Here is a 22,777-nt window from a genome sequence, read left to right on the forward strand (position 1 = left end):
AGTGCCCTCATAGGCCCCATCGGGCGTGGACCGCGCACGCTCTGACAAGCTATTCGTTTTAGGGCGCGGGTTCAGCACGAAAGCGTTCCGGCACAGCGCTACGCGCTGCCGTGAGGAATGCAAGGGAAACCAACGAGAAAAGAGAAACGCCGAAGCACGCGCAGACCCGATGTACCCATCGGCCGCGAAGCGGGTCGGAGCTATTTCGTGCTGAACCTGCTACGCGCGCGGCGCGATGTGACAGACCGTGCGCGATCCAAGCCCGATTAGACCTACGAGGGCACTCGCTACTGCTGTGCCCAAAACGATCGCCTGTGCCGCGGCCGGCATGAAGCGCTTTGGATGGGGAAAGCTGCTTTCTTTGCCTACTTTCTTTGCAGCAGCAAAGAAAGTAGGTGCCGCCCCGCACAGGGGCAACGCTTATAGACCGACACGCTAACGGGATCCAGCGACAAACCCAAGAGCAAACAAAATCCCCAACGGACCCTTTCGGCCCGAACCGAAATCAAACCGCAACGAACCCGAGCATCTTCGACACCCGTCCCGCACAATCGCGCAATGCCCTTGCAATATCACCACTCCATGCTCCATCGAACGAGCCACTCGGTCCAATCGCCGTGATCGCAAGCACGATATTGCGCGAATGATCGAACACCGGCGCACTGATCGCGCTAATCCCCGCGACGGGTTCATCGATCGCCCTCGCGATGCCATGTTCGCGCACTTCGGCCAGCATCGCGTCGATCTGCCCACGCGTGTAATCACGGCGTTGCGCGCCTATCTGCAACGCGCCCGCGCGCTCGATCGCGACGAGCGCATCCACCGTCATCGGCGGCAGATACGCGGCGAATGCACGGCCCGTCGCAGTCTGCAACAGCGACATCACCGTGCCCGTGCGCATCGTCACGTGAATCGGCACGCTCGCCTGCTGAATATGCACGATGGTCGGTCCATAACTGCCCGCGCTCGCGAGCGCTACTGTGTGTTCGACGCGCGGCGTCATGTTCGCCACTTCCGCAATCGCGAGACGCACCGGATCGACGCGTTGCAGGCTGATCAGACCCATCTGCAACGCGAACGGCCCGAGCTCGTAACGGCCCGTCGCGGCGTCCTGCTGAATCAGGCCGAGATTGCCGTACGACACGAGATACGGATGCGCCTTCGCCGAAGGCATGCCCGCTTTCTTCGCGAGATCGCCGAGCAGCATCGGGCCGCCGTGATCCACCAGCGCGCGCAAGAGCGCCCCACCCACTTCGATCGATTGAATCCCGCGGCGCACTACGCTCATGCCTGACCTTCTTTTGTTGTCGATGATGCGCGCGATGATAACCGCACTCGCAACGTCACGGATTCGAACCTAGCCGCGCGATCAGTTCGCGATGCTGCGGATAGCGCGTTTCAAGCGCGCCCGGCGCAGCGAGTTCGAACTCGCTGAACTCGAAGCCCGGCGCGACCGTGCAGCCGACGAGCGACGCGCCCTTCGCGTCGTGACACTCGGCGGCAAACCAGTCGCCTGCCTTGACGACGGCCTGAAACACGGAATCCGCATGCACGAGCGCGTTGCCCAGACGATGCGTGACGAGCGCGCCGTTCGCATCGAGCACATGCACGTCGATCGGATCGCCCGCATAGAAATGCCAGACCTCGTCGGAGCGAATGCGATGCCATGCCGAATGCGCGCCATCGCATAGCAGGAAATAGATCGCGGTCGACGCCGAGCGGGATTCGCTCTCGTTTTCGCGCGTGACGTGGCCACTCGCCCGATACGTCTCACGAAAGAATCCACCTTCAGGATGCGGTTCGAGCCCGAGACGCTCGATCAATGCCCTGCTATCGATACATTCGCGTTGCATGCCGTTCCTTTGCAATAGCGGTTGCGGTTCGCGTATTCTGCATCGGATTGCCCGCATCGCCACTCCTCTTCCACTCATCGACGAACGCCATGACTCTTTCCGCTTCCTTGCGCAATGCCCTCGCACCCACCGGCACGCTGCGCGCCTCGCTCAATCTCGGCAACCCGGTCCTCGTGAATCGCACGGACAGTGGCGAGCCGGGCGGCGTATCGGTCGATCTCGCGCGCGAGCTTGCGTCGCGGCTCGGCGTGCCAGTCGCCTTCACGGAATTCGATCGCGCCGCGGAGTCGGTCGAGACCGTCACGAACGAAGGCGCCGACATCGGCTTCTTCGCGATCGATCCGTTGCGCGGCGCGGGCATCGCGTTCAGCGCGGCTTATGTGCTGATCGAAGGCTGCTATCTCGTGCGCAATGAATCGCCGCTCACGCGCCATGAAGATGTGGATCGCGAAGGCAACCGCATTCTGGTCGGCAAGGGCAGCGCTTACGATCTCTTTCTGACGCGCGAGATCAGGCACGCGCAGATCGTGCGCACGGCGTTGTCGCAGACCGTCGTCGATGACTTTCTGCGCGATGACCTCGAAGTCGCGGCGGGCGTCAGGCAGCAACTCGAAGCCGATGCGGCGCGCACACCCGGACTGCGCCTGCTCGACGGACGATTCATGGTGATCGAGCAGGCGATGGGGCTGTCGAAACGACGCGGCGACGAGGCCGCGAATTATCTGCGCGAGTTCGTGGAGGATGCGAAGCGCTCGGGCTTCGTCGCGGATGCGCTCGCGCGGCACGGCATCCAGGGCGCGTCGGTCGCGCCTGCCGCACAGGTCTGAGAATTCACATGAGCGCGGACGTCACCCTGGCAGTCACCGACTGGATCGACGCGAGTTTCGAGCGCGACGTCGCGGGCGGGCTCGCCGCGTTCAACCGCGCGCAACTCGGCCCGAGCAATCAGCGCGATCTGGCGGTGTCGCTCTATCGCGATGACGATTTTCTCGGCGGTCTCGCGGGCTTTACCGCGTGGGACTGGCTGTTCGTGAAATGGTTGTGGATACGCGAGGATGCGCGCGGCCTTGGACTCGGCGCGCGCGCCCTGCAAGCCGCGGAAACCGAAGCGAAGAAACGAGGCTGCCGCGCGGCGTGGCTCGATACGGTCAATCCCGCAGCGCACGCGCTTTACGCGCGCTGCGGGTATGCGACTTTCGGCGAACTCGCCGATTTCCACGCCGGCCAGTCACGCTATTTCATGCAGAAGCAGTTCTAGCACTTTGGCGTTTTGTATTACGCATACATTCGACCATCCTGCATTTTGCGTTTTGCATTACGCATTCAGTTTCAGCCGTTCCGCGACACGCGCTGTGATCGCGCCTCGCGCCGCGAGGGACGGCGCGGATCGTTCGCGCACGTCGCTGACGACCGCCGCCGGCGCGCGCGCCGGGTCGCCGGCGTCGAACGGCGGCGCGGGCGCGTATTCCATTTGCAGTTGAATCGCCTGTGCCTCGTGCTCGCCGACGAGTTCCGCCACGAGCGTCAACGCGAAGTCGATCCCCGCCGTGATGCCGCCGCCCGTGAACAGACTGCCGTCGCGCACGACGCGCTCATGCACCGGAATCGCGCCCAGTTCCGCGAGCAGGCCGTGAAACGCCCAGTGCGTCGTCGCGCGCTTGCCGCGCAGCAAGCCCGCCGCGCCGAGCACGAGCGAGCCCGTGCAAACGGACGTCACGTAGCGCGCGTGCGCCGCCTGCGCGCGAATGAACGCGAGCGTCTCCTCGTCCTCCATCAGATCGCCGACGCCCGAGCCGCCCGGCACGCACAGCACGTCGAGCGCGGGGCAATCGGCGTAGGTCGCATCGGGCGTCAGGATCATGCCGGCGCTCGATTTGACCGGTTCGCGCGTCTTCCAGATGAGGTGCACCTGGGTGTCGGCCATGTGCGCGAACGCGTCGTAGGGGCCGGTCATGTCGAGTTGCTGCACGCGCGGGAACACCAGCAGGCCGATATGTAAGGTCATCGTCTTCTCCTTGATCGATGGTTTCTGGCAGTAGACGAACCGATGCTACGCCGCTACGCTATGGCGAAGTCGACACACAACCCACGTTTTCCGCCAAATGCAGAACGACGCCCCGCGCATCATCGACGTGCTCGCCTTTCCCGACGTCCAGTTGCTCGACGTCGCCGGTCCCTTGCAGGTGTTCGCGTCCGCGAACGACCTGGCGACGGCGGCGGGCTTGCCGCGGCCGTATCGTCCGCGGGTCGTCGCGCGAGGCGGCACGGCGAACGCGTCGGCGGGACTGGGGCTCGTCGGCGAGGTCTTGCCGGATGTGGACGACGCCTGCGACACGCTGATCGTAGCGGGCGGCTGGGGCGTGCATACAGCGTCGCACGACCGCGAACTGGTCGACTGGGTGCGCGCACATTCCGCCCATGCGCGGCGCACCGCGTCGGTCTGCACCGGCGCGTTCCTGCTCGCCGCCGCCGGCCTGCTGAACGAGCGCCGCGCCGTCACGCACTGGACGCGCTGCGCCGAACTCGCCACGCGCTTTCCGGCGGTGCATGTCGAGCCCGATCCGATCTTCATCCGCGACGGCGACGTGTGGACCTCGGCGGGCGTTACCGCGGGCATCGACCTGTCGCTCGCGCTCGTCGAGGAAGATCTCGGGCGCGCGCTCGCGCTCGATGTCGCGCGCCATCTCGTCGTGTTTCTGAAGCGCCCCGGCGGGCAGGCGCAGTTCAGCGCGGCGCTGTCGTTGCAGAAATCGGGCGAGCGGTTCGGCGAATTGCACGCATGGATCGCGGAAAATCTCGCGGCGGATCTGTCGGTCGGCGTGCTCGCCGCGCGCGTCGGCATGAGCGAGCGCAGTTTCGTGCGCCATTACCGCGCGCAAACCGGCACCACGCCCGCACGTGCGATCGAGCGCATGCGGCTCGAAGCGGCGCGGCGACTGCTCGGCGATACGGCGTTGCCGGTGAAGCGCGTCGCCGCCCGCTGCGGCTTCGGCACCGAGGAAACGATGCGGCGCGGCTTTCTGCGATCACTCGGCGTATCGCCGCAAGCGTATCGCGAGAGATTTACCGGACACGACTACGTCGGCGCCGCGCATCCGGCATGAATGCGCGCACGCGCGCGGTGTCGACGCTTTTTTTGTCCTGCGTACTCAAGCCTGTATGCTCGCTGCCGTTAGCCCTATAAGACCGTTTGCTAAAGACACGCGCCCCGGGCTGCGTGCGAGCGCAGTCGCTGAACGAGACCCGCCCGAGGTGGCGGCAAATATGGCCTGGAGCGCCGATGAGTGTGTTTCCCGCGTACGACGCGCAGGTTGCCCGCGCAACCGCGGTCGACCCTGCAACCGTGACGGCGGCCGACGAAAAGGTCTTCGCCGGCGTCGCGTCATCGATCGACGCCTTGCTGCGCGAGGCCGCCGCGATGGGCTGCCCGCAGCAGTGGGCCTGGTATCGCGCGGGCGAGCAGTTGCACCTGGAGCGGCGCGGCGATGCGCCATTGACCGACGCGCAATCATGGCCGCATAGCATCGCGGAGGAACGGCTCGCGGATATCTGCGCCACGCAGGGCTGGCACTGCTGGCCGACCGGACGCGGCGAAAGCGTGCTCGGCTGGTTACTCGCGCCCGTCGCGCATCGCGACGATATGCATCTCACCGAACTCGCGCGCACGCTCGGCGAGCGCGTACAGGCCGACGCACTCGCGCGCGCGCAACTCACGCAGCGCGTGCTGTATGAAATCGCGTATCTCGCGAGTTCAGTGCCCGAGCGCGCCGATTTTTTGCGTGGCGTGCACGAACGTCTCGGCACGCTGATCGACGCGGAAAACTTTTATCTCGCGCTCTACGATCGCAAGACGGGCAAGATCACCTATCCGTATTACGTCGATGTTATCGACACCGATGTCGTCGCTGCCGAGAACTACGACATTCTGAATCCGGCGCGCCTGTCGATGACGGGCCAAGTGCTCACGAGCGGGCAGCCGCTTTTCATCACCGCCGCCGATATCTGCGCGGCCGAACGCGCGGGCCGCTTCTATTGCATCGGCGATCGTCCCGAGTTCTGGATGGGCGCGCCGCTCAAGAATGCGAGCGACGAAGTATTCGGCATGCTCGCGATGCAGGTCTACGACGTCTCGCGCATCTATACCGCCGAAGATCGCGCGCTCTTTCTCGTCGTCGCGCGCCATGTGGCGATGGCGCTCGACCGTATCCTGCACCGCGCCGACCTCGAAGAGCAGGTCGCGCGGCGCACGTCCGAACTATCGAAGCTCAACGCGGCGCTGCGTCATGGGATTGCCGAGCGCGAACGTTCCGAGCACTTGCAGGCGGCGCTGTATCAGATCGCCGAACTGTCGAGCCGTCCGGGCGACACGATGGAGTTCTTTCGCAGCCTGCATGGCATCGTCGGCGAGCTGCTCTATGCGCGCAACTTCTATATCGCGCTGTTCGAAACGGAAACGGACGAAGTGTCGTTTCCCTATTACGTCGATGAGATCGTGCAGGAACGCCCCGCGCCGCGACGCGGACAACGCGGCCTCACCGAATACGTGATTCGCGAGCGGCGCGCGCGGCTCATCGACCATTCTGAAGCGCTGCGTCTCATCGAAGAAGGCGCGTTCGAGATCGAGCACCGCGAAGTGCGCCTGCGTTCGTGGCTCGGCATTCCGCTTTTTGATGGCGATGTCGTGCGCGGCGTGCTCGCGGTGCAAAGTTATTCGCCGCTCGTGCGCTATTCGTTGCGCGATCAGGAATTGCTGACCTTCGTATCGCGCCATATCGACACCGCGCTTTCACGCCGTCGCGATGCCGAAGCGCTGCACGCCGCGAATCTCGAACTCGAAGCGCGCGTGCAGGCCCGCACGCGCGAACTCGACGATGTGAACGCGCGCCTGCTCTACGAGAACTCGCACGATGCATTGACGGGCCTGCCCAATCGCAGCCATCTGATGCAGCGGCTGCGCTGCGCGTGGCGTGACTATCAGACGCGCGGCGACGAACTGTCCGTGATGTTCATCGACCTCGATCGCTTCAAGGTCGTGAACGACAGCCTCGGTCATCACTTCGGCGACATGCTGCTCGTGCAGGCCGCGGCACGCCTGCGCGACTGCCTGCGCTCGACGGATCTGCTCGCGCGTCTCGGTGGCGATGAATTCGCCGTACTCTCCCCAAATGCGCCCGTGCGGGACGCGGTGTCGATCGCAAAGCGCATCCTCGCTGCGTTCGACCTGCCGTTCCATATCGAAGAGCATGTCGTGTTTTCGTCGTGCAGCATCGGCATCGTGAGTGCGGACAGTCAGTTCCATACCGAACCCGCCGATCTCTTGCGCGATGCCGATACCGCGATGTATCGCGTGAAGAATGCGGGCCGCGACAGCTTCGTCGTGTTCAATCAGGAACTGCGACGCGAAGTGTCGGACCAGGTGGAACGCGAGGGCGCGCTGCGCAATGCGATCAAGCGCGACGATGAATTGCTGCCCTACTTTCAGCCGATCGTCGATGTGCAGAGCGGCGAAATCGTCGCGCTCGAAGCGTTGATTCGCTGGCGTCAACCGGATGGCCGGGTCGTCGGGCCGGGTGAATTTCTGCCTTCGGTCGAAGGCCTGAGGCTTATCGGCAGGCTCGATCTTTACATGCTCGAACGCGTTGCCGCGATTCTCGCCAATGCGCATTTCGCGCACTGGCCGCCGGTGCATGTGAACTGCTCGAGCTACAGCATGACACGCCCCGAATTCGCCGATGACGTGCTCGCGTTATTGCGGCGGTATCGCGTTTCGCCATCGCGCGTGTGTCTGGAACTGACCGAGGGCGCGCTCGTCGCCGAGCCAGATCTCGCGCGCCGCACGATGCAGCGTCTTGCGGACAACGGCATGTCAGTCGTGCTCGATGATTTCGGCGCGGGCTTCTCGTCGCTCAGCTATGTGCATCAATACCAATTCACGGGCCTGAAGATCGACAAGTCTTTCATTCTCGAATTGACTGAAAGTCCGCGCAGCCGCGCGATCGTTCGCGCGATCGTGCGCATGGCCGAATCCCTCGATCTGACGCTCGTTGCTGAAGGCGTCGAGGATGCGGCGACGCTCGCCGTGTTGCGCGACATGGGCGCAGCGCAGGCGCAAGGTTATTTCTTCGACAAACCGCTGCCGCTCGAAGCACTCACGCGCGCATCGCTCGCGCCACGTGCGACGACAACGAGCGCAGCGTTTTGAGCCGTAATGATCTGAGCAATGTCATCCGAAAGATTCGTACAGGGTAATCCCTCGGTGCTATAAATAAATTAAATGAACGCCGGTGCAATTTCCAATCGTGCGGCCCGCGAACTCGCGTAGGATGAAGAGAGCGTCGATCCGGGTGCGCGGCTTTGCACGGCGCCTGAAGTAGAAGAACCGCGCAATGGTCCGACATCCGTCTGGCCAATCATGCACAAGGAGGCTCTATGAAGTGGGAAACCCCGAGTTTCACCGATATGCGCTTCGGATTCGAAATTACGATGTATATCGCGACGCGCTAATCGGGCATGACGAAACGGCCACATTGAGTGGCCGTTTTGCTTTTTTGGGCCCGTTGCGCGGGCCTCTCCAGAATCTCAGATTGCCTGCGTCGAGAGCGCCGAACCGATAACTTCGTTCGCGACCGCATCCACGGCCTGTTTCACGATACCAACGATCTCATCCACTTCGGCGCGCGTCGTGACGAGCGGCGGCGCAAAGCCGAGGATATCGCCATGCGGCATCGCACGCGCGATCACTCCTCGCTCAAGCGCCGCTGCAGACACCTTCGGCCCGACCTTCAGCGCTGCATCGAACGGCTTGCGCGCGTCCTTGTCGGCCATGAATTCGAGCGCCGCCAGCATGCCCGCACCGCGCACTTCGCCGACGAGCGGATGCGCGTCGAAGGCCGTATGCAATTGCTGCTGCAGGTACGCGCCGACATCGGCGGCATTCTGCGTGAGGTTCTCGCGCTCCAGGATATCGAGGTTGGCGATTGCCGCGGCCGCGCAGATCGGATGTCCCGAATACGTCCAGCCGTGACCCATCGGGCCGAATTCCTGCGAGCCTTTCTCGATCACGTCCCACACCTTCTCGCCGACGATCACGCCCGACAGCGGCGTATACGCGCTCGTCAAACCCTTCGCCACCGTGATGAGATCCGGCTTGATGCCGAAGTGCTGCGCGCCCATCTTCGAGCCAAGACGTCCGAAGCCGCACACGACTTCATCGGAGATCAAAAGAATGTCGTGCTTCCTGAGCACGTTCTGGATCGCTTCCCAATAACCTTGCGGCGGCGCGATGATGCCGCCCGTGCCCATCACCGGTTCGGCGATGAACGCAGCGATGGTATCGGCGCCTTCCTTCGCAATCAGCTTTTCGAGTTCTTCCACGCAATAAGCGGTGAATTGCGCTTCGCTCATGCCGGCGGGCGCCTTGCGATACCAGTGCGGACAAACGGTATGCTTCACGCGATCGATCGGCAGATCGAAGTTTTGATGAAAGCTCGGCAGACCGGTCAGGCTACCCGTCACGATGCCCGATCCGTGATAGCCGCGCTCGCGCGAAATGATCTTCTTCTTGTTCGGGCGGCCCAGCACGTTGTTGTAATACCAGACGATCTTGATCTGCGTTTCGTTCGCATCCGATCCCGACATGCCGTAATAAACCTTCTTCATCCCTTCGGGCGACCAGTCGATGATGCGCGACGACAATTCGATGATCGTATCCGTCGAGTGTCCAACATACGTGTGGTAATACGCCAGCTTCTTTGCTTGCTCGTAGATCGCATCGGCCACTTCGGTGCGGCCATAACCGATGTTCACGCAATAAAGACCCGCGAATGCATCGATATAACTTTTGCCCTGATGATCCTGAATGCGGATGCCTTTCGCGCCCGTGACGATCTTGCCGGGCAGCGCGCCGCTCGCATGATCGTGCGCGTGCGTGGACGGGTGCATGAAGTGCGCGCGATCTTCGGCGAACAGTTGTTCGAGCGATTGATTCTGCTGGGTCATATGCTTCTCCTTGAATTCCCGATGTGTCTCTTTGAAGATAGTTCGTTCAGGCCGCGCTCGTGAGCGGCAGGCCCAGATTGCCGAGGCAAAAGTATTTCGTTTCGACGAAGGGCTCGAACCCTTCCGCGCCGCCTTCGCGGCCGAGGCCCGAGGCTTTCATGCCACCGAATGGAATCGGCGCGCCGGTGAATTTCACGCCATTGACCGACACCATTGCGAAGTCGAGTCGACGCACGAGCTGAAAGATCGTGTCGATGCGCGTCGCGCAGACGTAAGCGGCGAGGCCGTACTCCGTGTCGTTGGCGCGCGCGACGGCTTCGTCGAGCGTATCGAACGGGGAAATCGCGGAGATCGGCGCGAAGTTCTCTTCGTCATAAATACACATGCCTGGTTTGGCATCGGCGACGACGGTCGGTTCATAGAACCATCCGCCGAGCGCGTGTGCATTGCCACCGACGGTGATGCGCGCGCCCTGCGCTCTCGCGTCCTCGATGCGTGCGACGGTTGCGTCGAAGGCGGCCTGATGCATGAGCGGACCGATATCGACATTCGCCTCGAATGCGTTGCCCACCTTCAGCGCCTTCACCGCTTCCGTATAGCGTCCGACGAATTGCTCATAAAGCGGACGCGCGACCAGAATGCGGTTCGCGGCGCAACAATCCTGCCCGGACGTCTGAAACTTCGCACCCACTGCGATGCGCACGGCCTGTTCCAGATCGGCATCTTCCGTCACGATGAACGGCGCATTGCCGCCCAATTCCAGTGCAAGCTTCTTGATGCCCGATTGCGCGGCCGCTTTCGCAACCAGACCGCCGACGCGCGTCGATCCTGTGAAGCTGACTGCGCGCACGCGCGTATCGCTGACGAGCGTTTCCATCGCCATCTGCGGCTCGCCGATCACGACGTTGAATACGCCTGGCGGGAAACCCGCTTCTTCCGCGAGTTGGGCAAGTGCGATCGCTGAAAAAGGCGTTTCGTGCGCGGGTTTCACGACGACCGTGCAGCCTGCGGCCATCGCGGCGGCGGCTTTGCGCGTGATCATCGCGACGGGGAAATTCCACGGCGTGATCAATGCCGCCACGCCGACGGGCTCCATCACGGTGCCGAGATGCGCGCCATCGATATGGGTGGGAATCGTGCGACCCGTGAGGCGCTTTGCTTCGTTCGCGAACCATTCGATGAAGCTCGCGGCATAGGCGATCTCACCTTTGGATTCGGCAAGTGGCTTTCCCTGTTCCAGCGACAAGATGCCCGCGAGGTCCGATTGATGACGCATGATCAGTTCATGCCAGCGCAACAGCAATGCGCTGCGTTTTTGCTGCGGCATCCAGCGCCAGGACTGGAATGCGCGATCGGCAGCGTCGACAGAGCTGACGATTTGCGACTTGTCGAGCATGGGTACGTGACCGATCACCTTTTGATCCGCGGGATTCGTCACCGCGATCGATGCGGCGCTGTCGCTGTGGACCCAGCGGCCGTCGATATAGCACAGCGATTTGAATAGAACGGGATGGCCTAGCAGCATGGGAGTCTCCTTTCGCGTCTGGACGTTGCCCTCGCGGGCGAGCGATTTAACGTTGATCCGATGCGTTCTACTTTACGGTTCTTATGGTTCTGGTTGTTTTTGTTATCGCGGTGCAGGATTGATGTTTTTTCTGTTCATGGGGCGTGCGTCTGGGTGTTTTTTTGGGCTTTAGCCAGTCAAACCTCAACCCACTCCGGCGCCCCATCCCCCAAGTCCTTGACGACTTTGGTGACGATATAAGTAAAGTACTTCTCGATCCCAAGCTCCTCGACGAGCAAAGAATCGATGAACCGCTGATAGTGATCGATATCTCGCGCCACGACATGCAGCACATAATCCACGCCACCCCCGGTGGCGTAGCACTGCACGATCTCCGAAGCCGCCGCAACGCGCTCTTCGAAACGTCGCATATCCGCCGCGGTATGTCGCGAAAGCGTCACCTCGACGACAATACGGCTGCCCTTGAACGCCGCCGTCCAATCCACGTTCGCGCGATAGCCGCGAATCACTCCACTGTCTTCGAGCTTCTTCACCCGCTCCCAGGCCGGCGAGATCGACAGATTGACCTCTTCCGCGAGTCGCGATTTCGTAATGCGGCCATCCCGCGCAAGAATGCGCAGGATGCCCAGATCGTAGCGGTCGAGCTTGATCAAGTTACACGCTCACGGCAATGTTGCGTTCGACGATATCCGCGACCACCGCCACGGTATCGCCCGTCTGAACGAGGCCCGGAAAATGCCGCGCCGCCAGCAGGCCGTCACGCTTCGCGCGATATTCGACCGGCGCCGCGCCCGTGCGCGTGATGTCATAGACGCGCGCAAGCACGTCGCCTGCTTTCACCCTATCCCCGAGATCGCGGCACATTTCGAGCAGCCCGCCATGCTCGCTGGTGGTGTAGCAGGAACCATCGGGCATATCGAGCAAGGTTGTCGTGCGCGCTTCCTCGCGCGCCACCTCTTTTTCGATGATGCCCGCGTACGCGAGAAAGCCGTATACGCCGCGCTCCGCGATCGCCACGCTCCTTGCCGTCGACGAACCGCCGCCGCCCAGTTCCGTCGATACGAACACCTTGCCCGCTTCCTCGGCCGCGCTGTCGTAAAGACCGATGCTGTCGAGTTCCAGCATGCGCATCGAATACGGCGCGCCGAATGCGCGCATCGCGGCTTCGCAACGCGCTTGCTGTGTCGCGTCGTTCAGCACGTGAATCGCCGCGAACGGCAGGAAGTCGAGCGTGCGGCCGCCCGCATGGATATCGAGCACGTAATCGGCGAGCGGCAACAGATGACGCTGAAAGTAATCCGCGATCTTCTCCGTCACCGTGCCGTCCGGCTTACCGGGAAAGCTGCGATTCAGGTTGCCGGCATCGATCGGCGATGTGCGCGCGCCCGCGCGAAACGCCGGGTAGTTCATGTACGGCACGATGATCACGCGGCCGTTCACGTCGTTTGCATCGAGTGTCGATGCAAGCTTTGCGAGCGCGATCGGCCCTTCGTACTCGTCGCCGTGATTGCCGCCCGTGAGCAGCGCCGTCGGTCCGTCGCCGCGTTTGATCACGGTGACCGGAATCATCACGGCGCCCCACGCGGAATCGTTGCGCGAGTACGGCAGCTTCAGGAAGCCGTGCTGAACGCCCTCGGCATCGAAGTCGACGGTCGGGCTGATCGGTGACGCGCGCATCGTGTTACTCCTTCACGAACAATTTTCGAGGCGTGTTGCAGAAAGTCTCGACGCCGGTCTCCGTAATCAGGATGCTCTCCGTGATTTCGAGGCCCCAGTCGTCGAGCCACAGCCCCGGCATGAAGTGAAACGTCATGCCAGGTTCGAGGACGGTCTTGTCCCCCGGACGCAGGCTCATCGTGCGCTCGCCCCAGTCCGGCGGATAGCTCGCGCCGATCGGATAACCACAGCGGCTGTCCTTCTCGATACCGAATTTGCGCAATACCGCAAAGAACGCATTAGCGATGTCCTCGGTCTTGTTGCCCGGCTTCGCAACCGCGAGACCCGCCTCGATGCCTTCGACAACCGCCTTCTCGCCTTCGATGAAATGCTGCGGCGGACGGCCCAGATACACGGTACGCGACAGCGGACAGTGATAGCGCCTGAAGCAGCCTGCGATCTCGAAGAACGTGCCGGCATTCGCGGTGAACGCCGAATCGTCCCACGTGAGATGCGGCGCGGCGGCATCGGCGCCGGTCGGCAGCAGCGGCACGATCGCCGGATAGTCGCCGCCATAACCTTCGACGCCCGTGATGCCCGCTTCATAGATCTGCGCGACGAGATCGCTCTTCTTCATGCCCGGCTCGACCGTGTCGAGAATGCGCGCATGCATCTTCTCGACGATGCGCGCCGCAACGCGCATGTATTCGATCTCGCGCGGCGACTTCACCGCGCGCTGCCAGTTGACGAGCGCGGTCGCATCGACGAACTTCGCGCTGGGCAGATGCTGCGTCAGCGACGCATACGCCTTCGCGCTGAAGTAATAGTTGTCCATCTCCACGCCGATGCGCTTGCCGTCCCATCCACGCGCGGCGATGACTTCCGTGGACAGGTAATCCATCGGATGGCGTACCTGCGACTGCACGTAATGATCAGGATACCCCATTATATTGTCGGGCGACATGAACACTGTGCGCTTCGCACCGTTCGCGTCCTGGCCTCGGCCATACCAGACCGGCTCGCCGTCCATCGCCAGCAATACGCATTGATGCACGTAGAACGACCAGCCGTCGTAACCGGTGAGCCACGCCATGTTGGTCGGATCGGTCACGATCATCAGATCGATGCCGGCCTTCTCCATCGCGCGCCGTGTCTTCGCGATGCGCGCGTCGTACTCGCTGCGCTCGAACGGCAGGCGCACCACGGGCGCCTGACCCTTCTTCTCTTGCATGATTTCGGACATCGTCCCCTCTATCAAGCGGTCACATCGTTGTGGAAAATGGTTCCTGCATGGCTCCCGCGCGCACGCTGGATCGCAAGCGTTGCAATCGCGGTGTCCTGTGCGCCCGTGCCGGTCAGATCGCACACGGTTATTTCGTCGTCGTTCGCGCGGCCCGTCGCCTTTCCCGCGATCACTTCGCCCAATTCGGCAAAGGACGCATCGGCATCGATCACGCCGGCTTCGATCGCGTGATGCAGTTCGCCCAGCACGCGCACTTGCTGCACGCGGTCGCATACGTAGCGCGCTTTTGCGAAGACGTCCGGCGCGATTTCGTTCTTGTGCTCGGCGTCCGATCCCATCGCCGTGATATGCAGGCCGGGATGCAGATCGCGCGCGTGAATCAGGGGCTCGCGGCTCGGCGTCGTCGTGATGGCGACGTCGGCGTTTCTCAACGCCTGATTCACGCTGTCCGCGACATCGCACGGCAAGCCTTCGCAGTCGTGCGCGAAGCGATGCGCGCTGGCGGAATCGCGCGCCCATACGGTCACGTGTTCGATATCGCGCACGAGGCGCAATGCCTTCAGTTGCAGGCGCGCCTGCTCGCCCGCGCCGATGATCGCTACACGCTTCGCATCCTTGCGCGCGAGCCAGCGCGAAGCAACCGCGCCCGCCGCCGCGGTACGCACCGCGGTCAGATAACCGTTGTCGAGCAACACGGCTTCGGTCAGACCGGTGCGCGCCGACAGCACCAGCATCAGCCCATTCAGACTCGGCAGCCCGAGCGACGGATTGTTGAAGAAGCCCGGGCTCACCTTGATCGCGAAGCTCGGAAAACGCGGCAAATACGCGGTTTTCACGTCGACTTCGCCCGCGTGTTCAGGAATGTCGAGACGCAGGATTGGCGGCATTGCGACGGCTTCGGTCGCGAGCGATCTGAACGCGGCTTCGACTTGCTCGATCGCGTCGAGGTCGAGCGGCACGAGCTTGCGCAATTGCGCCTGCCCTAGCAGCACGGTGGAAGGTTCGATGTTGGACATGAGTTCAGGCCGCTCCGATAAGGCGGCGATGCGTTTCGATATCGATATTGCTGCCGCTCACCACGACGACGATCGGTCCGTCCTGCACTTTGATCGCGACATCGAGCAGCGCCGCGATGCCGACCGCAGCCGCACCTTCTACGACGAGCCGCTCTTCGCGGTACGCATGCACGATGCCGCGCGCGATCGACACTTCATCGAGCAGCACGATTTCGTCGATGAGCTCGCGCGTCATGGCGAAGGTATGGCGGTTGTCGAGGCCGATGCCGCCGCCGAGCGAATCGGCCAGCGTTTCCAGTTCATCGACGAATACGGGCTTGCCCGCCGCGAGACTCGCGTGCATGGCCGCGCCGCGCTGCATCGACACACCGATCATCTTCACGTCGGCACGAATGTTTTTCGCTGCGAACGCGACGCCGCTGAACAAGCCGCCGCCCGACAAGGGCACGACGATGCTCGCGACATCGGGCAGTGCTTCGAGAATTTCGAGGCCGATGGTGGCTTGTCCCGCGATCACGCGTTCATCGTCGAAAGGCGGCACGAATGCATAGCCTTCTTCGCGCACCAGACGTTGCGCTTCGCCCTGCGCATCGTCCTGACTCTTGCCCGCGATGACGACGCGCGCGCCGAGCGCGGCGACGGCATCGACCTTGTTCTGCGGCACGAGCGCGGACATGCACACCGCCGCTTCGATGCCGAGCGCGCGCGCCGCATAGGCAACCGCGCGGCCATGATTGCCCGTCGATGCCGTGACCACACGCTTGCAGCCTGCTTCAGCGAGTTGCGCGAGTGCATTCGTCGCGCCGCGCAGCTTGAAGCTGCCGGTGGGTTGCAGCGGTTCCAGCTTCAGATGAACCGGCACGCCCGCGATGCGCGAAAGCGCCGTCGATTGAACCAGCGGCGTGACGAGCGCGCGGCCTTCGATGCGCTGGCGGGCGCGGTAGACATCGGCGAGCGTAAGTGCGGACATGTGGGCTGAATTGCGTGTTCGGGTCACGATGCAACTCAGTCTAATGTCCTAAAAAATCGTTTTCGATTGTCCTAGTTCATTTAGTTGAAGTCATGTACGTGCGGGTACTGGCCGAAGACTTCGCGCATGGTTTCCACCGCGCTGCGAAACGTGCTTTCACCGACTTCCGCGCCCACGCAAAGCCGCACTGCGTTGGGCCGGTCCGCACCGCGCACGAGAAAAGGATCGGGCGATGTCACCGCGATATTGCGATTGCGCAATTCACGCGTGATGCGCTCGGCTTCCCATTCGTCGGGCACGCGCAACCAGACCGACAGCGCATTCGGATGACTGCCGAGCACGTAATCGCCGAGCACTTCGCGCACGACGCCCTGACGCGCCGCGAGCCGCTCGCGCTGAATCTGCACGAGGCGTTGTGCGGTGCCGTCCATGATCCAGCGCGAGGTGACTTCTGCGATCGGCGACGTCGCCATCCAGCAGCTCACGCGCAATACGCTTTCCGCACGCAGCGCGAGACGCCGCGGCACCGTCATGAAGCCCGTGCGCAAGCCGCTCAATACCGACTTCGTCATGCTCGTGCAGTAGAACGCGAGCTCGGGAATCAGGCTCGCGATGGGCGTCTGCGTCTTCGCGGGCAACGCGCCGTAGACATCGTCCTCGATCACATACACGCCGTAGCGCTCCGCAATGCGCGCAATCGCACGGCGGCGCGAATCGGGCATCATCGCGACGGTCGGATTGTTCAGCGTCGGCGTGCAGACGAGCGCGCTCACTCGTTCGCTGTCGCAGACTTCCTCGAAGTGCTCGGGACGAATGCCGTGCTCGTCGATCTCCAGACCTTTGAGCGTAAACCCCAGCACGTTCGCCGATCCGATCACGCCGTGATCCGTGAGGCTTTCGCACAGCACCGTATCGCCCGGACCGACGATCGACGCCAACGCAAGAAAGATGCTGTGCGCGACGCCATTGGTGACAAGGAGCGTCTCTACTTTCGCGGGCATGTTGAGCGAAGCGAGCCATTCGACGCCCGCCTGACGATGACTGTCGAAGCCCGCGATCGGCCGGAATGCGCGAATCCACGGCTGATCCTCGATGGTCGAAAGCGTCGCGCAGACCTTGCGCCACATCGCGTCGTGCTCCGGCGTATGAACGATGCGCGCAATCGAAAAATCGACCACGGAACGCTCGGCCGTATCGAGCATGTAATGGGACATCGTCTCGGTCACGCGCGCGGAGACGAAACTGCCGCGCCCCACTTCGCAACGGATCAGCCCTTGCCTCTCCAGTTCCTTGTACGCGTTCGTGACGGTCTGCACGCTGATCGCGAGATCGGCCGCGACTTCGCGTTGCGGGGGCAGTCGCTCGCCCGATGCGAGCGCGCCGCTTTCAATGTCTGCGGCCATCGCCTTGACCAGCCGCTTGTACTTCGACTGCACGCCCTGCACCGTGCGCACGGCGTCGCGCCATCTTTCGTTCACGTCCTGCTCCTCGCTTGCCTGATTCCATGCGCAATAGTGGCGCAAAAGCGCACGCGAAAATAATTGTCCTAGAGCAATCGGAACAAATATATGGCTTTGTATTCTGCGTTCGTGGCTGTGCTGCGAGGCGCGTCAAAGCCCTGAGGAGTAAGGGTTTTCTCTGTCTCTCGCGCGTATCCCGGCCATCGGATTGCCCTTCCTCGACCACGCTTGAAGAACCATCAATACGGGAACGATATGAACACGAAGCGACTGTCTGGCATGCTGGCAGCGGCGTGCGTCGCGGTGGCGGCCCTCGCCGCCCATGCCACGAGCGCAAGCGCGGAAACCACGTTGCAGCGCATCCAGCGCACCGGCGAGGTGCGTATCGGCTATGCGAATGAAACGCCTTTTGCCTACACGACGCCCGATGGCACCGTGACCGGCGAATCGCCCGAAATCGCGAAGAAGGTGTTCGCCAAGCTGGGCGTTAAGAAAGTCGACGCGGTGCTGACCGAATGGGGCGCATTGATTCCCGGCCTGAAGGCGGGCCGCTTCGACGTGATCGCCGCGGGCATGTACATCACGCCCGAGCGCTGCAAGCAGGTCGCGTTCGCCGATCCGCAATACCAGATCCCCGATACGCTGCTGACGATGAAAGGCAATCCCAAGAATCTGCACAGCTATGCCGATGTCGCCAAGCAACCGGACACGAAACTTGCTGTGATGGCAGGGACAGCCGAATTGGGTTATGCGCGCCAGGCGGGCATCAAGGATGACCAGATCCTGCAGGTTCCGGACACCACCGCGCAATTGCAGGCAGTGCGCGCGCGCCGCGCCGATGCGGCCGTAGGCACTTCGCTGACGATGAAGGGTCTCGCATCGAAGGGCGGCCCGCAGGTGGAAGCGGTCAGCCAGTTCAACGACGATCCGAAGCACACCGGCTACGGCGCGCTCGCATTCCGTCCGGAGGACACCGACCTGCGCGATGCGGTGAACAAGGAACTGCATCAGTGGCTCGGCACCGACGATCACCTGAAGACAGTCGGGCCGTTCGGCTTCGACAAGTCCAACGTGACGACGAAGAAAGCGCCGGAACTGTGCGCCGGCTGAACGTCGCTTTTCTCCAGTGACGCAGAGCATCCATCTATCAGCGAGGAACCGTCATGAGTGACCTCAATGAGCTTCTGCCCTTGATGATGAAGGGCACGCTCGTCACGATCCAGATCGCCGTCATCAGCATCCTGCTCGCGATCGTCATGGCGAGTGTCGCGACGGCGTTGCGCGGCGCGCCCTATCGCGCCGTGCGCTGGGCCGGCAACGTGTATGTCGAAGTCTTTCGCGGCACCTCGTTGCTGGTGCAACTGTTCTGGCTGTTCTTCGTGTTGCCGCTGCCGCCCTTCAACGTGCAGTTGACGCCGTTCACGGTGGCGATCGTCGGTCTGGGGCTGCACTATGGCGCGTATGGCTCGGAGATTCTGCGCGGCGCGCTGCGCTCGGTGCCGGGCGGGCAATACGAAGCGGCGCTCGCGCTGAACATGCCGGCGGCGGCGCGGCTGCGCCGCGTGGTGCTGCCGCAGGCGATGATCAACGCGCTGCCGCCCGCGACCAACCTGATGATCGAACTGCTCAAGGGCACCTCGCTCGTCTCGCTGATCACGCTTTCGGACCTCACCTTCCGCGCGCGCCAGCTCGACGAAGCGACCTTCAAGACGGCGCAGGTCTTCGGGCTCACGCTGCTCATCTACTTCGTGCTCGCGCAGGTGATCGTCGCCGTGATGCGCGTGTTCGAGCGGCGCGTGAGCAGTCATGTCGCCATTCGCCGCGCCGTTCCGAGGGCCGCATCATGACATCGCTGGGTCAACTCTTCGGTGTGAAATACGCGCTGCATATCCTGCCCGAGCTCGCGCGAGCGGCGACATATACGATCGGCATCACGCTCGTCGGCTTCGCGATCGCACTCGTGCTCGGTCTCGTGCTCGCGATCATGCGGCGCAGCGAATTCGCCCCGCTCGCGAAGACAACTGCGATCTTCATCGAGTTCATCCGCAGCACGCCGCTTCTGATTCAGGTGTATGTGCTCTTCTATGTCGCGCCACTTTATGGCTTTACGATGTCCGCGCTGACCGCGGGCACGCTCGGCATCGCGGTGCATTACGCGTGCTATGTGTCCGAGGTTTATCGCGCGGGTCTGAACGGCGTCGCGCGCGGGCAATGGGAAGCGTCGTGCGCGCTATCGCTCTCGCCGTGGCGCACCTATACCGGCGTGGTGCTGCCGCAGGCGATTCGCCCGGTGATTCCCGCGCTCGGCAACTATCTCGTCGCGATGTTCAAGGACACGCCGGTGCTGTCCGCGATCACCGTCGTCGAACTGATGCAGCAGGCGAAGAACATCGGCTCCGAGACCTTCCGCTATCTCGAACCGATCACGATGACGGGCATTTTCTTTCTCATCATCAGCGTGACGTTCGCCTCGGGCGTGCGTCATCTCGAACGGCGCGTGAGGCTGCCATGATGGCTCGCCCTCGCGTATCGACCACTCCGACCCCGCTGGACGGCGCACGGTAATGCAACTCCAGGAGCAGCAGATGAAACGAGACCTCGACCCGGCGCTCGGCGCGGCGGCGGAAAAGAACGCGAACGCGCCGATCGTGCGCTTTCGCAACGTCACCAAACGCTATGGCCCGCTCACCGTGCTCGACGGCCTCGATCTCGATGTCGCGCGCAACGAGAAGGTCGCGATCATCGGACCGAGCGGCTCGGGCAAGTCCACACTGCTGCGCGTGCTGATGACGCTCGATCCACTGACCGATGGCGTCATCGAAGTGGACGGCGAACCGCTCACGCACGAGATGCGCGGCGGCAAGCTCGTGCCCGCATCGCCACGGCATGTGCGGCAGGTGCGCAGCAAGATCGGCATGGTGTTTCAGAGCTTCAATCTGTTTCCGCACATGACCGCGCTCGCGAACACCATCGAAGCGCCGATGAGCGTGCTCGGGCTATCGAGGAAGGAAGCTAACGAACGCGCGCGCGAACTGTTGTCGCTGGTGGGTCTCGCAGAAAAGTGCAATCACTATCCGTCGCAGTTGTCGGGTGGACAACAGCAGCGTGTCGCGATTGCGCGCGCGCTCGCGATGCGCCCGAAGATCATGCTGTTCGACGAAGTGACCTCCGCGCTCGACCCCGAACTCTGCGGCGAAGTCCTCAACGTCATTCGCCGTCTCGGCGAGGAGCACGACCTGACGATGCTGATGGTCACGCACCAGATGGGTTTCGCCAAAGAGTTCGCCGATCGCGTGTGTTTCTTTTCGCAAGGCAAGATCATCGAACAGGCGCCGCCGCAGCAGTTCTTCTCCGCGCCGCAGCATGAACGCACGCGACAGTTTCTGCGCGCGGTGACCGACGCCCTTTGACAAAGCGGACTATCGCGGTCCGAAAATTGCTCCGCGCTCTTCGTATGGCCGATGCGTTAGCCAACGGAGAGTGCGATGTCCCCCACCCTGCATAAAGTCGCGCGCTTCGCGGATCTGCCCGCCGAGCGCGGCACACGCGTGAACGTCAAGAGCGACGATCAAGACGCGAAGGAAATCCCCATCCTGCTCGTGCGCGACGGCGAAACCGTGCGCGCGTATGGCGCCGAATGTCCGCACGCGGGCGGGCCGCTCGATGAAGGCGCGATCTGCAACGGACGCATCGTGTGTCCGTGGCACAAGGGCACGTTCGAGGTCAGCGACGGCAGCCTCGTCGAACCGCCGCCGCTGAAAGCGCTGACGCGTTATGAAGCGACGATCAGGGACGGCGGCGTGTATGTGTCCGCACGGCCCGTCGACAGTGGTGAGACGCGCGAGAAGGCACGCGACGCGAGTCGGACCATGCTTATCGTCGGTGCGGGCGCGGCAGGCGCAGCCGCATGCTCGGCCTTGCGCGAGGTCGGCTTCGTCGGACGCATCGTGCTCGCCGGCAACGAAGCGCGCGAGCCTTACGATCGCACGTCGCTCAGCAAGTTCACGCTCGCGGGCGACATGCCGCCCGACGACGTCCCTCCGCTGCTCGATGACGATTTCTTCGCGAAACACGACATCGAACGCATCGAGGCACAGGCCGCGAAGCTCGATGCGAAATCGAAGCGCGTCGAACTCGCCGACGGTCAGGCCATCGATTACGAAGCCGCGCTCGTCTGCACGGGCGGCGTTCCGAAGCCGCTCGATATCCCCGGCGCCACGCTGAAACACGTTCATCTGCTGCGCACGCGTGAAGACGCGCGCGCGATTCTCGAGTCGCTCGAAGGATGCAAGCGCGCGGTCATCGTAGGGGCAAGTTTCATAGGGCTCGAAGCGGCTTCTTGTCTGAGGAAGCGCAAGATCGACGTGAGCGTCGTCGCACCGGGCAAGGTGCCGTTCGCGAAGCAGTTCGGCGAGCGCATCGGTGAGATGTTCAGGGCGATGCATGAGCAGAACGGCGTGACGTTTCATATGAATGCCCGCGTCGCCGCATTCAGCGGTGGCGATGTCGTGACGGAAGTGATCCTCGATTCGGGCGAAAAGATTGCGGCGGATGTCGTGATCGCCGGGACGGGCGTCGTGCCCGCGACATCGTTTCTATCGGGCGTCACGCTGGCGGATGACGGCGGCGTTCAAGTCGATGCAACCATGCTCGCCGCGCCCGCGCTCTATGCGGCCGGCGATATCGCGCGCTTTCCGTTGCCGCGGTCGGACCAGAGCGTGCGCATCGAGCACTGGCGCGTCGCGCAGCAGCATGCGCGCGTCGCTGCGTGCAACATGGCGGGCAGTACGCGCGAGTATGTCGGCGTACCCTATTTCTGGACTTATCACTACGAGAAGACGTTCGATTATCTCGGGCATGTCAGCGAGCCCGACGCGATCGAATTAGACGGCGATCTGGACGCGCAGCATTTCATCGCATATCTGATGAAGGATGGTCGCGTGGGCGCGGTCGTCGCATGCGAGCACGACGAGGCCGTGTGCCGTCTTGCCGAAGCGATGCGCGAGCCGCTCACGCTCGACGAAGCGCGGCGCATCGCCCGCGCCTGAGCGAGCCG

At 63.0% G+C, this 22,777-nt stretch carries 21 protein-coding genes; 10 read left to right on the forward strand and 11 right to left on the reverse strand.

Annotation, left to right across the window (positions count from 1 at the left end):
• Window positions 1-505: 505 nt before the first annotated feature.
• Both AWB80_RS13920 and AWB80_RS13925 read right to left on the reverse strand, forming a co-directional pair.
• Window positions 506-1,288, reverse strand: coding sequence for an IclR family transcriptional regulator (locus tag AWB80_RS13920; protein WP_061175263.1), 783 nt, complete (start codon window positions 1,286-1,288; stop codon window positions 506-508).
• A gap of 55 nt (window positions 1,289-1,343) precedes the next feature.
• Window positions 1,344-1,853, reverse strand: a complete 510-nt coding sequence (locus AWB80_RS13925) for a cupin domain-containing protein (RefSeq protein ID WP_061175264.1) — start codon at window positions 1,851-1,853, stop codon at window positions 1,344-1,346.
• Window positions 1,854-1,942: 89 nt separating this feature from the next.
• On the opposite strand from AWB80_RS13925, the gene AWB80_RS13930 reads away from it, so the two are divergent.
• Together AWB80_RS13930 and AWB80_RS13935 are read left to right on the forward strand one after the other, a co-directional pair.
• On the forward strand, window positions 1,943-2,680 hold the full coding sequence (locus AWB80_RS13930; RefSeq protein WP_061175265.1) for an ABC transporter substrate-binding protein: 738 nt from the start codon (window positions 1,943-1,945) through the stop codon (window positions 2,678-2,680).
• An 8-nt stretch (window positions 2,681-2,688) separates the two neighbouring features.
• On the forward strand, window positions 2,689-3,111 hold the full coding sequence (locus AWB80_RS13935) for a GNAT family N-acetyltransferase (protein ID WP_061175266.1): 423 nt from the start codon (window positions 2,689-2,691) through the stop codon (window positions 3,109-3,111).
• Window positions 3,112-3,168: 57 nt separating this feature from the next.
• On the opposite strand, the gene AWB80_RS13940 is transcribed toward AWB80_RS13935, so the two are convergent.
• Window positions 3,169-3,858 carry a DJ-1/PfpI family protein gene (locus AWB80_RS13940; protein WP_061175267.1) on the reverse strand — a complete coding sequence of 230 codons (690 nt, stop codon included), beginning with the start codon at window positions 3,856-3,858 and terminating at the stop codon, window positions 3,169-3,171.
• A gap of 97 nt (window positions 3,859-3,955) precedes the next feature.
• On the opposite strand from AWB80_RS13940, the gene AWB80_RS13945 reads away from it, so the two are divergent.
• The 3 genes from AWB80_RS13945 to pqqA all read left to right on the forward strand — a co-directional run bounded on the left by AWB80_RS13945 (window position 3,956) and on the right by pqqA (window position 8,357).
• Window positions 3,956-4,957, forward strand: a complete 1,002-nt coding sequence (locus AWB80_RS13945) for a GlxA family transcriptional regulator (RefSeq protein WP_143328030.1) — start codon at window positions 3,956-3,958, stop codon at window positions 4,955-4,957.
• A gap of 176 nt (window positions 4,958-5,133) precedes the next feature.
• Window positions 5,134-8,055, forward strand: coding sequence for a bifunctional diguanylate cyclase/phosphodiesterase (locus AWB80_RS13950; protein ID WP_061175268.1), 2,922 nt, complete (start codon window positions 5,134-5,136; stop codon window positions 8,053-8,055).
• Between the two features lie 227 nt (window positions 8,056-8,282).
• The gene (gene pqqA / locus AWB80_RS13955) at window positions 8,283-8,357 is read left to right on the forward strand and encodes a pyrroloquinoline quinone precursor peptide PqqA (RefSeq protein ID WP_008353049.1); all 75 of its coding nucleotides are present in this window, start codon (window positions 8,283-8,285) and stop codon (window positions 8,355-8,357) included.
• A 75-nt stretch (window positions 8,358-8,432) separates the two neighbouring features.
• On the opposite strand, the gene AWB80_RS13960 is transcribed toward pqqA, so the two are convergent.
• The 8 genes from AWB80_RS13960 to ehuR form a co-directional block, all read right to left on the reverse strand.
• Window positions 8,433-9,851 carry an aspartate aminotransferase family protein gene (locus AWB80_RS13960; protein WP_061175269.1) on the reverse strand — a complete coding sequence of 473 codons (1,419 nt, stop codon included), beginning with the start codon at window positions 9,849-9,851 and terminating at the stop codon, window positions 8,433-8,435.
• Between the two features lie 46 nt (window positions 9,852-9,897).
• Window positions 9,898-11,376, reverse strand: a complete 1,479-nt coding sequence (locus AWB80_RS13965; RefSeq protein WP_061175270.1) for an NAD-dependent succinate-semialdehyde dehydrogenase — start codon at window positions 11,374-11,376, stop codon at window positions 9,898-9,900.
• 176 nt (window positions 11,377-11,552) lie between these two features.
• Window positions 11,553-12,029 carry an Lrp/AsnC family transcriptional regulator gene (locus AWB80_RS13970; protein WP_061175271.1) on the reverse strand — a complete coding sequence of 159 codons (477 nt, stop codon included), beginning with the start codon at window positions 12,027-12,029 and terminating at the stop codon, window positions 11,553-11,555.
• A gap of 1 nt (window position 12,030) precedes the next feature.
• Complete coding sequence (doeB, locus tag AWB80_RS13975) at window positions 12,031-13,053, reverse strand: N(2)-acetyl-L-2,4-diaminobutanoate deacetylase DoeB (RefSeq protein WP_061175272.1); 1,023 nt, start codon at window positions 13,051-13,053, stop codon at window positions 12,031-12,033.
• A gap of 4 nt (window positions 13,054-13,057) precedes the next feature.
• A complete protein-coding gene (gene doeA / locus AWB80_RS13980; protein WP_061175273.1) occupies window positions 13,058-14,275 on the reverse strand; it encodes an ectoine hydrolase DoeA in 1,218 nt (405 codons plus the stop codon).
• Window positions 14,276-14,286: 11 nt separating this feature from the next.
• On the reverse strand, window positions 14,287-15,291 hold the full coding sequence (locus tag AWB80_RS13985) for a cyclodeaminase (protein WP_061175274.1): 1,005 nt from the start codon (window positions 15,289-15,291) through the stop codon (window positions 14,287-14,289).
• A gap of 4 nt (window positions 15,292-15,295) precedes the next feature.
• Complete coding sequence (gene eutB / locus AWB80_RS13990; RefSeq protein WP_061175275.1) at window positions 15,296-16,261, reverse strand: hydroxyectoine utilization dehydratase EutB; 966 nt, start codon at window positions 16,259-16,261, stop codon at window positions 15,296-15,298.
• 80 nt (window positions 16,262-16,341) lie between these two features.
• A complete protein-coding gene (gene ehuR / locus AWB80_RS13995; protein WP_061175511.1) occupies window positions 16,342-17,739 on the reverse strand; it encodes a MocR-like ectoine utilization transcription factor EhuR in 1,398 nt (465 codons plus the stop codon).
• Window positions 17,740-17,976: 237 nt separating this feature from the next.
• On the opposite strand from ehuR, the gene ehuB reads away from it, so the two are divergent.
• The 5 genes from ehuB to AWB80_RS14020 all read left to right on the forward strand — a co-directional run bounded on the left by ehuB (window position 17,977) and on the right by AWB80_RS14020 (window position 22,769).
• Complete coding sequence (ehuB, locus tag AWB80_RS14000; RefSeq protein ID WP_061175276.1) at window positions 17,977-18,831, forward strand: ectoine/hydroxyectoine ABC transporter substrate-binding protein EhuB; 855 nt, start codon at window positions 17,977-17,979, stop codon at window positions 18,829-18,831.
• A 53-nt stretch (window positions 18,832-18,884) separates the two neighbouring features.
• A complete protein-coding gene (ehuC, locus tag AWB80_RS14005; protein WP_208635645.1) occupies window positions 18,885-19,568 on the forward strand; it encodes an ectoine/hydroxyectoine ABC transporter permease subunit EhuC in 684 nt (227 codons plus the stop codon).
• Complete coding sequence (gene ehuD, locus AWB80_RS14010; RefSeq protein ID WP_061175277.1) at window positions 19,565-20,233, forward strand: ectoine/hydroxyectoine ABC transporter permease subunit EhuD; 669 nt, start codon at window positions 19,565-19,567, stop codon at window positions 20,231-20,233. The genes ehuC and ehuD overlap by 4 nt, the downstream gene beginning before the upstream one ends.
• A gap of 73 nt (window positions 20,234-20,306) precedes the next feature.
• The gene (gene ehuA / locus AWB80_RS14015) at window positions 20,307-21,131 is read left to right on the forward strand and encodes an ectoine/hydroxyectoine ABC transporter ATP-binding protein EhuA (RefSeq protein ID WP_087131304.1); all 825 of its coding nucleotides are present in this window, start codon (window positions 20,307-20,309) and stop codon (window positions 21,129-21,131) included.
• A 75-nt stretch (window positions 21,132-21,206) separates the two neighbouring features.
• The gene (locus AWB80_RS14020) at window positions 21,207-22,769 is read left to right on the forward strand and encodes an FAD-dependent oxidoreductase (protein ID WP_061175279.1); all 1,563 of its coding nucleotides are present in this window, start codon (window positions 21,207-21,209) and stop codon (window positions 22,767-22,769) included.
• Window positions 22,770-22,777 lie beyond the last annotated feature (8 nt).

It is taken from the genome of Caballeronia pedi (genome assembly GCF_001544915.2).
In the GTDB taxonomy this organism is placed as follows: domain Bacteria; phylum Pseudomonadota; class Gammaproteobacteria; order Burkholderiales; family Burkholderiaceae; genus Caballeronia; species Caballeronia pedi.